General features: G+C 58.6%; 11 protein-coding genes. 6 read left to right on the plus strand and 5 right to left on the minus strand.

The window, feature by feature from the left end; all coding sequences use genetic code 11:
- Window positions 1–38: 38 nt before the first annotated feature.
- The 4 genes from MKZ79_RS20145 to metB all read right to left on the minus strand — a co-directional run bounded on the left by MKZ79_RS20145 (window position 39) and on the right by metB (window position 5,532).
- Window positions 39–623 (minus strand): hypothetical protein, encoded by a 585-nt coding sequence (locus MKZ79_RS20145; protein ID WP_336144405.1) that lies wholly within the window; start codon window positions 621–623, stop codon window positions 39–41.
- 148 nt (window positions 624–771) lie between these two features.
- Entirely contained in the window at window positions 772–1,677 is a 906-nt protein-coding gene (gene metF / locus MKZ79_RS20150) for a methylenetetrahydrofolate reductase (protein ID WP_336144406.1), read from the minus strand.
- Between the two features lie 262 nt (window positions 1,678–1,939).
- Complete coding sequence (locus MKZ79_RS20155) at window positions 1,940–4,369, minus strand: bifunctional aspartate kinase/homoserine dehydrogenase II (protein ID WP_336144407.1); 2,430 nt, start codon at window positions 4,367–4,369, stop codon at window positions 1,940–1,942.
- A gap of 2 nt (window positions 4,370–4,371) precedes the next feature.
- Window positions 4,372–5,532, minus strand: a complete 1,161-nt coding sequence (gene metB / locus MKZ79_RS20160) for a cystathionine gamma-synthase (protein ID WP_336144408.1) — start codon at window positions 5,530–5,532, stop codon at window positions 4,372–4,374.
- A gap of 234 nt (window positions 5,533–5,766) precedes the next feature.
- On the opposite strand from metB, the gene metJ reads away from it, so the two are divergent.
- The gene (gene metJ, locus MKZ79_RS20165; protein WP_052901694.1) at window positions 5,767–6,084 is read left to right on the plus strand and encodes a met regulon transcriptional regulator MetJ; all 318 of its coding nucleotides are present in this window, start codon (window positions 5,767–5,769) and stop codon (window positions 6,082–6,084) included.
- Window positions 6,085–6,142: 58 nt separating this feature from the next.
- Here metJ and rpmE read toward each other — a convergent pair whose 3' ends face one another.
- The gene (gene rpmE, locus MKZ79_RS20170) at window positions 6,143–6,355 is read right to left on the minus strand and encodes a 50S ribosomal protein L31 (RefSeq protein ID WP_336144409.1); all 213 of its coding nucleotides are present in this window, start codon (window positions 6,353–6,355) and stop codon (window positions 6,143–6,145) included.
- Between the two features lie 216 nt (window positions 6,356–6,571).
- On the opposite strand from rpmE, the gene priA reads away from it, so the two are divergent.
- The 5 genes from priA to hslU all read left to right on the plus strand — a co-directional run bounded on the left by priA (window position 6,572) and on the right by hslU (window position 13,051).
- Window positions 6,572–8,770: a primosomal protein N' gene (gene priA / locus MKZ79_RS20175; RefSeq protein ID WP_336144410.1), complete on the plus strand. Its 2,199-nt coding sequence runs from the start codon at window positions 6,572–6,574 to the stop codon at window positions 8,768–8,770.
- A gap of 197 nt (window positions 8,771–8,967) precedes the next feature.
- Window positions 8,968–10,005: a DNA-binding transcriptional regulator CytR gene (gene cytR / locus MKZ79_RS20180; protein ID WP_336144411.1), complete on the plus strand. Its 1,038-nt coding sequence runs from the start codon at window positions 8,968–8,970 to the stop codon at window positions 10,003–10,005.
- Window positions 10,006–10,166: 161 nt separating this feature from the next.
- Window positions 10,167–11,087 carry a cell division protein FtsN gene (ftsN, locus tag MKZ79_RS20185; RefSeq protein ID WP_336144412.1) on the plus strand — a complete coding sequence of 307 codons (921 nt, stop codon included), beginning with the start codon at window positions 10,167–10,169 and terminating at the stop codon, window positions 11,085–11,087.
- Window positions 11,088–11,177: 90 nt separating this feature from the next.
- Window positions 11,178–11,708 (plus strand): ATP-dependent protease subunit HslV, encoded by a 531-nt coding sequence (hslV, locus tag MKZ79_RS20190; RefSeq protein ID WP_147200319.1) that lies wholly within the window; start codon window positions 11,178–11,180, stop codon window positions 11,706–11,708.
- A gap of 11 nt (window positions 11,709–11,719) precedes the next feature.
- Window positions 11,720–13,051 carry an HslU--HslV peptidase ATPase subunit gene (hslU, locus tag MKZ79_RS20195; RefSeq protein ID WP_336144413.1) on the plus strand — a complete coding sequence of 444 codons (1,332 nt, stop codon included), beginning with the start codon at window positions 11,720–11,722 and terminating at the stop codon, window positions 13,049–13,051.
- Window positions 13,052–13,119: the final 68 nt, after the last annotated feature.

The following is a 13,119-nucleotide window of genomic DNA, read 5'->3' on the forward strand; positions in this document are numbered from 1 at the left end:
CTTTACCAGGCGTTTCTGTCGGCCAGGCAGAAACGCCGCTATTTTTTAATCGGCGACCAGGCGCACCAGTAGTTAACGATTTTCACGCCATACCTGTTGACGTCTTCAACCACTTCAATGCGATCCTTTCCTCTTTCACAATTCGCTTTTAGCCAGGCACGGCTGCTGCAAAACTGAATCCAGCGGTTAAGATGGCGATCCTTAAGCCATAGTCCCATTTCACAATGACCCGACTTTCCGCGACTGGGGCCGGGGAAGGAGATATCGTACTCGGTAAGGTACTGAATACGTTCGTGAGGAAGATAACGTACCAGCGCGGAAGGCAGCTGGATTGATAAAATGCCGATAAGAAAAGCGGTACTGCCAAAAAGTTTAGGCAACTGTCGCAGCGTCAGGCGGTGAGGAAAAAAAAGAACGGCTAATAGGGTAATAATCGCGGCGCTGCTCAGACCGACGATAGCTCCCATCCGAAAGGAATCCATGGCATCAGCAAGGTAAATATCTCGCGAAAGTTCTGACCAAAAAGTCATCACTGCAAACGTTGCAACGATTAAAAATATCGCTACTAAACCATCTTTGAAGCCAATTCTTTTAATTTCTTTAATAACACTCTCTAAAGCCATGCCGGGAATTTCCTGCCCTGGAAATTGTTTATCATAAAAAAATGCCGTCTCGCGTAAACGAAACGGCCTGTTCCTTAATTTGCCACGTCTGATTCACCGCAGCAAGCTGAAGGTCTTGCCTGAACGCCGCCGTAAACGACCAACGCTTTCAGGCCGCATTCACCGCAACCGCCGGGCGCACGCCCAGCGTATGGCAGATGGCGTAGCTCATCTCCGCGCGGTTCAGCGTATAGAAGTGGAAATCCTTTACGCCCTCGCGGCTGAGGATTTTTACCATATCCATCGCCACGTTGGCGCCGACCATTTTGCGGGTTTCCGGATCGTCGTCCAGGCCCTGAAACATGCTGGTCATCCAGCCCGGCACGCGCACGTTGGTCATCGCCGCAAAGCGCTGTAGTTGCTTAAAGTTGGAAACCGGCAGGATGCCGGGCACGATTTCCACATCTATCCCGGCGATGACGCAGCGGTCGCGGAAACGCAGGTAGCTTTCCACGTCGAAGAAAAATTGCGTAATGGCGCGGTTCGCGCCCGCGTCGACCTTGCGTTTCAGATTGATTAAATCCGCCTGCGCGCTTTTCGCTTCGGGATGCACTTCCGGATAGGCCGCTACAGAGATATCAAAATCGCCGACTTCTTTCAGCAGCGCCACCAGATCCGCTGCATACATCTCTGGTCTGCCGCTGTCCGGCGGCAGATCGCCGCGCAGCGCCACAATATGGCGGATACCGTTGTTCCAGTAATCCTGCGCGATGGCGCGCAGTTCGCTACGGGTCGCGTCCACGCAGGTCAAATGCGGCGCGGCTTCCAGTCCGGTGCGGTCCTTGATGCCTTTAATAATGCTGTGGGTGCGGTCGCGTTCGCCGGAGTTGGCGCCGTAGGTAACCGAAACGAATTTTGGCTTCAGGCTGCTGAGACGATCGATTGAGTTCCACAGCGTCTGTTCCATCTCGCTGGTGCGCGGCGGAAAAAACTCGAACGAGACGTTAATTTGTCCATTCAGTTCGGCCAGACTCTGGTTCAGCGCTTCGCGCTGGTTGGCGTGGAAAAAACTCATGGCTTACCTCATCGATCGCTGAATTAAACGGCCTTCAATGAACTTCTATACGTTTAGACGTCCAGACATTCAAAGTGACGGATTCAGCGTTTTTCGTCAACAGATAAATGGTGCAGAGGCGTGATAATTTCTCAACGACATTGAGGAAAATTCATACAGAAAAAAGAAGTGATAAAAATCAATGGGCGGCAAAAGATGGCCCGAAAAGAAGGGTTGAGCCAAAGCGCGAACGAAACCCGTGTCGCGCTTTGGCTCAGATCAGCTACAGCAGCTGAGCCAGCCGGTTGATATCGGACTGAATCGCGCCGGCGGTAACGTCGCGTCCCGCGCCAGGCCCGCGGATAACCAGCGGGTTATCGCGATACCAACGGCTTTCGATGGCGAACACGTTATCGCAAGGCAGCAGCGAGGCCAGCGGATGATCGTTCCTGACCGCTTCCACGCCGACGCGCGCCTTGCCGTTGGCGTCGAAGCGCGCCACGTAGCGCAGCACCAGCCCCATTTCCTGCGCCGCCTCGAAGCGCTGCTGCATCTGCTCGTTCAGCGCCTCGCCGTTTTCAAAGAAGTGATCGACCGATTCGCCTTCGCAGCTTTTTGGCACCAGCGACTCGACGCGAACCTGATCCGGTTCGATATCGTAGCCCGCCTCGCGCGCCAGAATCACCAGCTTGCGCATCACATCCTGGCCGGAAAGATCGACGCGCGGATCTGGTTCGGTCAAACCCTGCTGCCAGGCCTGATCCACCAGCTCGGTGAACGGTACCGTGCCGTCATACTGCAAAAACAGCCAGGAGAGCGTGCCGGAGAAGATGCCGCTGATAGCAATAATACTGTCGCCGCTTTCGCGCAGGTCACGCACCGTATGGTTGACCGGCAGACCGGCGCCGACGGTAGCGTTGTAAAGCCAGTGACGCCCCGTTTTCGCGAAGGCGTCGCGGATTTGGCGATAGCGGTCGCTGCTGGAGGCGCCGGCCACCTTATTCGCGCCGATGACGTGGAAGCCGTGGCTGGCGAAATCCAGGTACTGCTCCGCCAGCTGTTCGCTGGCCGTCACGTCCAACACCACCAGATCGTCAAACGGATGCGCGCGCATCCACAGAAACAGCGACTCCTCATCCAGCGTCACCGCTTCATCCTCAAAGAAAGCGAGCGCGCGGCTGGCGTCCAGGCCTTCATAGCTCAGCAGACTGCGGCGACTGTCCACCACGCCAGCCAGCAGATATTCAAAGCCGGTACGCGCCGACAGCGTCTCCTGCTCGCGGGCGAACAGCTCCAGCCAGCGCGAACCGATATTGCCTTTACCGAACAGCATCAGGCCAATCTGCTTTTCCGCGCGGAACAGCGACTGATGCAGGCCGCGGATCAGATGCTCAGTCGGCCCAACGCGCAGCACGGCTACCAGGCTGATGCCCTCTTCCGACTGCCAGATAAACTCGACCGGCTGATCCTTCAGCTGCTGCCAGAAACGATGGCTGTGCAGCGGATTGCGGCAGACGCCCGCGCCAACCATCGCCACCAGCGCCATGCCTTCGCGCAGCTGCAGGCGGCCCGGAATGCCCGCGTCCTGTAGCAGCGACAGCGCGCTGTTCACCACTTCCGAGGTATAGCAAAGCTGTAAAAGGTGACGATCCGGATGCGCGCCGGTCGCCAGCGGACGAAGCTGCTCGCGCTGCAACAGCCGATCGATCTCTTTATGCGTCGTGGCGAAGTCGTGCTGCGTCGGCACCTGAAACTCAATCAGACAGACGTCGTCGTGGCTGGTAACGATACGCGCGCCCGTACCGGATGCCAGCACGCGCTCAATGCGCGTCGAGCCTTGCTCCGGCTGGTAGCTACAGCGCAGCTGCAGATCGATGTCGCTGCCGGAAACGGGCTGCAGCGTGCGGGTATGCAGTACCGGCGCGGCCAGACGCGCCAGCTCGCTGGCTTCGTCCAGACGCAGCAAAGGCAGCAGGCAGGCGTCTTTCACCTTACGCGGATCGGCGCTGTAGACACCGGCCACGTCGCTCCAGATAGTGACGCGCGCCGCGCCGGCCAGCGCACCAATCTGCGTGGCAGAATAGTCGCTGCCGTTGCGGCCCAGCAGCACGGTTTCGCCCGCGTCGTTGCGGCTGATAAAACCGGTGACGACCAGGCGTTCGCCCGGATGTTGGGCAATCAGCTGTTGCAGCAGCGGCCAGGATTTTCCTTCGTCGACCTGCGGCTGCGCGGCGCGCTCGGCGCGCAGAAAGTCTCGCGCATCCAGCCAGCTCGCCGCCATATCCTGCTGCCGCAGCACGGCCGCCATCAGCCGCGCCGACCAGATTTCACCGTGTCCGACCACTTCCGCGTAGGCCGCGTCGGTTATTTTACCGTCCAGCAGAGCGGCCAGCTTTTCCAGATCGCGGATAAACTCGCTAATCAACCCGTCGGCGATCTGTGGCGGCAGCAGACTGCTGATTAAATCGCTCTGGTAACGACGCAGCGCCTGCTGCACCTGATGCGCCGACAGGCGGTCGCTCTGGCTCAGCTTCAGCCAGCTAATCAGCTGGTTGGTGGTGCTGCCCGCTGCGGAAACCACCATCACGTCGCCAGCACGGCTGTATTCCGCCATGATGCTTGCTACCCGCAGATAACATTTGGCGTCGGCAAGGCTGCTGCCGCCGAATTTATGCAGCTGACGCGCGCCTGCTGCCACCGCTGAATGACTCATGCTTACCTCTTAGCCGCTATCCGGAACGCATTATCCAGATCGGCGATTAAATCTTCGTGATCTTCAATCCCTACGGAGACGCGCAGCAGCGTTTCCGAAATGCCCGCCGCGGCGCGCGCTTCCGCCGACATGCCCGCATGGGTCATGGTAGCCGTATGGGAAATCAGACTTTCCACGCCGCCCAGCGATTCGGCCAGGGTGAAAAGCTCCAGCGCCTTCAGGAAACGACGCAGCGTCTGTTCGTCGCCATCCAGCTCAAAGCTGAGCATCGCGCCGAAGCCTTTTTGCTGGCGCGCGGCGATCTGGTGGCCCGCGTTTTCCGGCAGCGAAGGATGATAGAGCTTTTTCACCAGCGGCTGCTGCTTCAGATAGTCTACCAAAGCCTGCGCGTTGCGCTGTGCGGCGGCCATACGCGGCGCCAGCGTGCGCAGACCGCGCAGCAGCAGATAGCTGTCGAAGGCCGCGCCGGTCACGCCGATATTGTTAGCCCACCAGGCCAGCTCTTTCACCAGCTCAGGATCTTTGGCGATGACCGCGCCAGCCACCACATCGGAGTGGCCGTTCAAATATTTCGTGCAGGAATGAATCACCAGATCGGCGCCCAGCGCCAGCGGATTCTGCAACGCCGGGCTAAGGAAGGTGTTATCAACCACGCTCACCGCGCCCACCGCTTTCGCCGCCTTACAGATAGCCTCGATATCCACCACGCGCAGCAGCGGATTGCTTGGGCTTTCCACCAGCACCAGCTTCGGTTTTTCCGCCAGCGCCGCGTGCAGCGCTGCTTCGTCACCCTGATCGACAAACTTCACGCGGTAAGCGCCGCGCTTGCTTAAGCTGTCGAACAGGCGATAGCTGCCGCCATAGCAGTCGTGCGGCGCCACCAGCAGATCGCCCGGCTTAAGAAAAACGGTGCAAACCAGGTGAATAGCCGACATACCGGTGTTGGTCATTACCGCGCCGGCGCCGCCTTCCAGCTCGGCCAGCGCGCGCTGCACCACATCACGAGTCGGATTGCCGCGACGAGAATAGTCATGGGCGCGCGGCTCGTTAAAATCGGTGAAGTTATAGGTGCTGGAGAGGTGAATCGGCGGGACAACACAGCCATACTGTTCATCATCGTTCAAGCCGCTACGTACTGCGATGGTTGCCTGTTTGCGCGTCATGGTGCATAAATTCCTGCAGGAGAAAAAAGGATAGCCATCAGCATAACAGGGTAACGATAGACGTCAATACATCTGGACTTCTAAATGTCTTTGCGTATAGATTGAGCAATGCGCCCGGAACCGGTAATATTACCTTTTTCCACCCCACAAAAAGTGGCGGTGATGCACTCCCTTTTCGGGCATAATTAGCCGAATTTCGGCACAGTTAACTATTTATGATGATTAAGGTACCCCATGGCTGAATGGAACGGCGAATATATCAGTCCTTACGCTGAGCATGGTAAAAAGAGCGAGCAGGTCAAAAAAATCACGGTATCCATTCCGTTAAAAGTTCTGAAAATCCTGACCGACGAGCGTACCCGCCGTCAGGTCAATAACCTGCGTCACGCCACCAACAGCGAGCTGCTGTGTGAAGCGTTTTTGCACGCCTTTACCGGCCAGCCTCTGCCGGACGACGTCGATCTGCGTAAAGAGCGCAACGACGAGATCCCGGAGGAAGCCAAAGCGATTATGCGGGAAATGGGTGTCGATCCCGATACCTGGGAATATTAAGCGCAGACATAAAAAAACCCGGCCGAAGCCGGGTTTTTTGTTGCGTCCAACAGGCTGCTTATTTGCTGCCTGGGATGCTGAAACGCTTGTTGAAGCGGTCAACACGACCACCGGTCGCCACGTCACGCTGCTTGCCGGTGTAGAACGGGTGGCATTTGCCGCACACGTCCAGGTTCAGGTCGTGACCCACGGTTGAGCGGGTTTTAATTTCGTTACCGCAAGAACATTTAGCAGTAACTTCAACGTAATTCGGGTGAATACCTTTTTTCATGGGAAAACCTCAGTTAAGGCCGTGTCGCTCTCCCGCGCCAGGAACTTGCCTGCGCCGGCACCACACGAAGATTAATAGTTCAGGTGATTTGATACCAAAATGCCGTATCAACGGCGGCGAACTATACAGAAAATAACCGCACACCGCAATCGAATCCGCACATTCAGGAAGACACAGTGTACACTATCCCGCTCACAATTTCATCCGGATGAATTCATGCCCGTCGTTCAGGTCGCTCTGCCCGTTCCGCTTGCCCGCAATTTTGATTATCTGCTGCCCGCGCATCTGCCCGCGGCAGCGACTGGCGCGCGCGTTATCGTGCCGTTCGGCAAGCGCAAGGCGGTCGGCGTAGTGGTAGGTATTGCCGATAGCAGCGATTTTCCTCTCGATCAGCTGAAAGCCGTGCATGAGGTGCTGGACGACGAGTCCCTTTATCCGCCGTCGCTGTGGCGCATTTTGCTGTGGGCCGCCGACTACTATCACTATCCGCTGGGCGAAGTGCTGTTTCACGCCATGCCCGTTTTACTGCGTCAGGGTAAGCCCGCGCGGGAAGCGCCGCTCTGGCAATGGTTTATTACCGAAAGCGGCCGCGAAACCGCGCCGGAAAGCCTGAAGCGAGCGCCCAAACAGCAGCAGGCGCTGGCGGCGCTGCGCCAGCGTAACCTTTATCGCCACGAAATCGGCCAGCACGATATTACCGACGCGACGCTACAGGCGCTGCGGGCCAAAGGTTTGTGCGATCTGCAAACCCAGCAGCGCGCGCTGCAGGACTGGCGGACGAATTACGAGGTCAAAGGCGAGCGGCTGCGGCTGAATACCGAGCAGGCGACGGCAGTCGGCGCCATTCGGGCGGAAGACGATCGCTTCGCCGCCTGGCTGCTGGCCGGTATCACCGGTTCCGGCAAAACCGAGGTCTACCTGAGCGTGCTGGAGAACGTGCTCGCCAGCGGCAAGCAGGCGCTGGTGCTGGTGCCGGAAATCGGCCTGACGCCGCAAACCATCGCCCGCTTCCGCGAGCGGTTCAATGCGCCGGTCGACGTGCTGCATTCCGCGCTTAACGACAGCGAGCGGCTGGCAGTCTGGCTGCGCGCGCGCCACGGCGAAACGGCCATCGTTATCGGCACTCGCTCCGCGCTGTTCACGCCGTTCGCCCAGCTGGGCGTCATCATCATCGATGAAGAGCACGACAGCTCCTATAAACAGCAGGAAGGCTGGCGTTATCAGGCGCGCGATCTGGCGGTTTTCCGCGCGCGTCAGGAAGATATCCCGATTGTTATGGGCACCGCCACGCCAGCACTGGAGACGTTGCACAACGTGCAGATGGGCAAATATCGCCAGCTGAATCTCAGCAAGCGCGCGGGCAACGCGCGTCAGGCGACGCAGCAGCTGATCGATCTGAAAGGCGTGAAGCTGCAGGGCGGCCTGTCGCCGATGCTGATTAAAAAGATCGGCGACCACCTGAAAGCGGATAACCAGGTGCTGCTGTTTTTAAACCGTCGCGGCTTTTCACCAGCGCTGCTCTGTCATGAATGCGGCTGGATCGCCGAATGCCAGCGCTGCGACCGCTACTACACGCTGCATCAGCACTCTCGCCAGCTGCGCTGCCATCACTGTGACAGCCAGCGCCCTATTCCGCATCAGTGTCCGCAGTGCGGCTCGACGCATCTGGTGCCGGTCGGCCTGGGCACCGAGCAGCTGGAACAGAACCTGAGCGAGCTGTTTCCAAACGTGCCGCTTTCCAGAATCGATCGCGACACCACCAGCCGCAAAGGCGCGCTTGAACAGCATCTGGCGGACGTGCATCGCGGCGGCGCCAGGATTCTGGTCGGGACGCAGATGCTGGCTAAAGGCCATCATTTCCCCGATGTCACGCTGGTTTCGCTGCTGGACGTCGACGGCGCGCTCTTTTCCGCCGACTTCCGCTCCGCCGAGCGCTTCGCCCAGCTTTACACCCAGGTCGCCGGCCGCGCCGGTCGTGCCGGCAAACAGGGCGAAGTCATGCTGCAAACGCACCATCCTGAACATCCGCTGCTGCAAACGCTGCTGCACCAGGGTTATGACGCCTTTGCGCAGCAGGCGCTAAACGAGCGTAAAACCGTGTTTCTGCCGCCGTTTACCAGTCACGCGCTGTTCCGCTCCGAAGATCACGACAACCAGCAGTCCGCGCTCTTTTTACAGCAGCTGCGCAATCTGCTGGAGGCCAGTCCGCTGAAAGACGAGGCGTTCTGGGTGATGGGCCCGGTTCCGGCGCTGCAGCCGAAGCGAGGCGGTCGCTATCGCTGGCAGCTGCTGCTGCAGCATCCTTCCCGCGCGCTGCTGCAGCGGCTGATCAAAGCCACGCTGCCGCTGATGGGCACGCTGCCGCAGGCGCGCAAGGTGAAATGGACGCTGGATGTGGATCCCACCGAAAGCTGAAAATCTGGCGACTTTGCTTTCGGCTTGCGAGCCGACTCGAAAAAAGTCGCACAAGTCACAATTTTTATGCAAATTATCTAACGCTATTGATTAGCATTAATGAATTTCACGGTGACGGTCGGCCGCAACGCTGACAGCCGTCCCTTTATTTCCGGCCGGTGCCGATCAGTGATTACGCCGGGACGAGGAGAACAGCGTTGGAGCAGAAGCTTGAGACTATGGGCGCCACGATGAAAGACGTGGCGGAAAAAGCGGGCGTATCGACGGCGACCGTTTCGCGCGCCCTGATGAGCCCGGAAAAAGTCTCTGCCGCCACGCGTCAAAAGGTTGAAGCGGCGGTGATCGCCGTTGGCTATTCGCCGCACGCGATGGTGCGTAATCCGCGCCGCAGCGACTCTCGCACCATTCTGGTGATAGTGCCGGATATCTGCGATCCCTTCTTCAGCGAAATCATTCGCGGCGTGGAGTCTGTCGCGGCGGAACAGGGCTATCTGGTGCTGATTGGCGACTGCGCCCATCAAAACCGTCAGGAGAACGCTTTTCTGAATCTGGTGCTGACCCGCCAAATCGACGGTATGGTGCTGCTGGGCTCGCAGGTGCCTTTTGAAGCGGGCCTGGAAGAGCAGCGCAGCCTGCCGCCGATGGTGATGGCGAACGAATTCGCGCCCGAGCTGGAGCTGCCGACCGTGCATATCGATAACCTGACGGCGGCTTTCGAAGCGGTTAACCATCTGCTGAAGCTGGGTCACGAGCGCATCGCCTGCATTGCCGGGCCGCAGGAGATGCCGCTGTGCCAGTATCGCCTGCAGGGCTATATTCAGGCGCTGCAGCGCAACGGTATCGCCCTGGATCCGCGCTACATCGTGCGCGGCGATTTTACTTTCGACGCCGGCAGTCGCGCGCTGAAGCAGCTGATGCGGCTGCCGCAGCCGCCGGACGCCCTTTTTTGTCACAGCGATATTATGGCGCTGGGCGCGATGGCGCAGGCAAAAATCATGGGCATGAGCGTGCCCAGAGATCTGTCGCTGATCGGCTTCGACGATATCGAGCTGTCGCGCTACAGCGATCCTCAACTGACCACCATCGCCCAGCCAAGATTCAATATCGGTCGCGAAGCGATGAACCTGCTGCTGGAGCAGCTGCAGGGCAAGCTGGTGAACAGCGGCTCCAGGCTGCTGGATTTCGAAATCAAAATTCGCGGCAGCACTGCGCCCGCGCTGCAGGAAAAAGCGTGACCGGCGGCGAAAAACCTTTTTCAGCGCAATAAAAAGGGAGTTTCAGCAGATTCTTACCTGCATCGCCGCTGGTCAAACTTCCGGCCCTTGAGTAACATGGCGGGCTGCAGGCCAGCGCGCTGGCCCGACCTTACTCTTCATTGATTATTAGCGGAACGATAGTGGCACAAAAAGATTACGTAGGCCGCGGGCGTTCGACAGGGACGCGTCGCAAAAAGAGCAACGGCCGCGGCGGCAGCAAAAAGCGCAGCGGCGGTTCGGGTGTATCGAAGATCATGGTAGGCCTGGCCGTTGCGGTACTGGTGACCTTTGTCGGCGGGTTGTGGTTTATCGCTCATCATAAAAAAGAAGAAGAAACGCCCGTTATTCCGGATCACAAAGCGACCGGCAACGGCCTGCCGCCCAAGCCTGAAGAGCGCTGGCGCTATATCAAAGAGCTGGAAAACCGCCAAATCACCGTGCCTACGCCGGTGGAGCCTTCAGCAGGCGGCGAAGTGCATTCGCCTACCCAGCTAACCGACGAGCAGCGTCAGCTACTGGAGCAGATGCAGGCCGATATGCGCCAGCAGCCTACCCAGCTGAACGAAGTGCCGTGGAACGAGCAGACGCCTGCGCAGCGCCAGCAAACGCTGCAGCGCCAGCAGCAGCAAACACAGCTGCAACAGCAGTCGCGCCAGCCTCAGAGCCAGTATCAATCGCCGCCGCGCCAGTCGCAGCCGCAAACGGCCCCAACGCCGCGTCAGTCGCAGCCGGTACAGACCACTCAGCAGCCGACGCAGCAGCAGCAGCATATGCTGCCGCAGCACAGCCAGCAGCCGAAAACCGAAAAGCCGAAGGAAGTGGAAAAAGAGAAGACGCAGCGCTGGATGGTGCAATGCGGCTCGTTCAAAGGCAGCGATCAGGCGGAATCGGTACGCGCCTCGCTGGCGTTTGAAGGCTTCGAGAGCAAGATCACCAGCGGCGGCGGCTGGAACCGCGTTATCGTCGGCCCTTACAACAGCCGTAGCGCCGCCGACAGCACGCTGAAGCGTCTGCGCGGCAGCGGCCACTCAAATTGTATTCCTGTCTCTCTCGGGGGTTGAAAACTTCCGGATTCCCCCCATATCTGTTTGCATCATTGCCCCGCAGCGAGCCTGCGGGGAGATCTTTCGACTGCAACAAGGGGTCTGCCCGTGACAACAATTGTAAGTGTACGACGCAACGGCCAGGTAGTAATTGGCGGTGATGGCCAGGCTACGCTCGGCAATACCGTAATGAAAGGCAACGTCAAAAAAGTGCGTCGTCTCTATAATGACAAGGTCATCGCTGGTTTTGCCGGTGGCACCGCAGATGCCTTTACGCTGTTCGAGCTGTTCGAGCGCAAACTGGAGATGCATCAGGGCCACCTGGTGAAGGCGGCGGTCGAACTGGCTAAAGACTGGCGTACCGACCGGATGCTGCGCAAGCTGGAAGCACTGCTTGCGGTAGCCGATGAAAACGCCTCGCTGATCATTACCGGTAACGGCGACGTTATCCAGCCGGAAAACGATTTGATCGCTATTGGCTCCGGCGGCCCTTACGCACAGGCGGCCGCTCGCGCACTGCTGGAAAACACCGAAATTGGCGCGCGCGACATCGTGGAAAAAGCGCTGGGTATTGCAGGCGATATCTGCATCTATACCAACCACAATCTTACTATCGAAGAATTACCGTCTAAAGCGTAAGGACCCTGATTATGTCTGAAATGACTCCGCGCGAAATCGTCAGCGAACTGAACAGATTTATCATCGGCCAGGACGGCGCCAAGCGCGCCGTGGCCATCGCGCTGCGTAACCGCTGGCGCCGTATGCAGCTCGATGAAGAGCTGCGCCACGAGGTAACGCCTAAAAATATTCTGATGATCGGCCCGACCGGCGTCGGTAAAACCGAAATCGCCCGTCGCCTGGCCAAGCTGGCCAACGCGCCGTTTATCAAGGTCGAAGCGACTAAATTCACCGAAGTCGGCTATGTAGGCAAGGAAGTGGATTCGATTATCCGCGATCTGACCGACTCCGCGCTCAAGATGGTACGCTCGCAGGCGATTGACAAAAATCGCTACCGTGCCGAAGAGATGGCTGAAGAGCGCATTCTCGACGTGCTGATCCCGCCAGCGAAAAACAACTGGGGTCAGGCGGAAGCGCCTGCCGAGCCGTCGGCCGCCCGCCAGGCTTTCCGCAAGAAACTGCGTGAAGGTCAGCTGGACGACAAAGAGATTGAAATCAATCTGGCCGCCGCGCCGATGGGCGTTGAAATTATGGCGCCGCCAGGCATGGAAGAGATGACCAGCCAGCTGCAGTCGATGTTCCAGAACATCGGCGGCCAGAAGCAGAAGCCGCGCAAGCTTCCCATCAAAGAGGCGATGAAGCTGCTGGTGGAAGAAGAAGCCGCTAAGCTGGTGAACCCGGAAGAGCTGAAGCAGGAAGCCATTGAGGCGGTCGAGCAGCACGGCATCGTGTTTATCGACGAAATCGACAAGGTGTGTAAGCGCGGCGAAAGCTCCGGCCCGGATGTCTCGCGCGAAGGCGTACAGCGCGACCTGCTGCCGCTGGTGGAAGGCTGCACCGTCTCCACCAAGCACGGCATGGTTAAAACCGACCATATCCTGTTTATCGCCTCCGGCGCGTTCCAGGTCGCCAGCCCTTCCGATCTGATCCCGGAACTGCAGGGTCGTCTGCCGATCCGCGTTGAGCTGCAGGCGCTGACCACGCACGATTTTGAACGCATCCTCACTGAGCCAAGCGCTTCCGTCACCGTCCAGTACAAAGCGCTGATGAAGACCGAAGGCGTGGATATTCACTTTACGGACGACGGCATCAGCCGTATCGCGGCCGCCGCATGGCAGGTGAACGAAACCGCCGAGAATATCGGTGCGCGCCGTTTGCATACCGTGCTGGAGCGTCTGATGGAAGAGATCTCCTATGACGCCAGCGATCGCAACGGCGAGTCGATTACCATCGACGCGGAATACGTCAGCAAGCATCTGGACGAGCTGGTAGCGGACGAAGATCTCAGCCGCTTTATTCTGTAAGCGCTTCGTCACCGTTATCTCAACCCCGTCGCTTACGCGCGGGGTTTTTCTTTTTCTACCGTCTTCCC

The organism is Erwinia sp. CGal63, from assembly GCF_037026505.1.
In the GTDB taxonomy this organism is placed as follows: Bacteria; Pseudomonadota; Gammaproteobacteria; order Enterobacterales; family Enterobacteriaceae; genus Erwinia.

Bases quoted from the DNA above. Each gene is read 5' to 3' on its own strand.
- priA (WP_336144410.1), top strand. From the start codon at position 6,572: ATGCCCGTCGTTCAGGTCGCTCTGCCCGTTCCGCTTGCCCGCAATTTT.
- metB (WP_336144408.1), bottom strand. From the start codon at position 5,532: ATGACGCGCAAACAGGCAACCATCGCAGTACGTAGCGGCTTGAACGAT.
- rpmE (WP_336144409.1), bottom strand. From the start codon at position 6,355: ATGAAAAAAGGTATTCACCCGAATTACGTTGAAGTTACTGCTAAATGT.
- metF (WP_336144406.1), bottom strand. From the start codon at position 1,677: ATGAGTTTTTTCCACGCCAACCAGCGCGAAGCGCTGAACCAGAGTCTG.
- MKZ79_RS20145 (WP_336144405.1), bottom strand. From the start codon at position 623: ATGGCTTTAGAGAGTGTTATTAAAGAAATTAAAAGAATTGGCTTCAAA.
- hslU (WP_336144413.1), top strand. From the start codon at position 11,720: ATGTCTGAAATGACTCCGCGCGAAATCGTCAGCGAACTGAACAGATTT.
- MKZ79_RS20155 (WP_336144407.1), bottom strand. From the start codon at position 4,369: ATGAGTCATTCAGCGGTGGCAGCAGGCGCGCGTCAGCTGCATAAATTC.
- metJ (WP_052901694.1), top strand. From the start codon at position 5,767: ATGGCTGAATGGAACGGCGAATATATCAGTCCTTACGCTGAGCATGGT.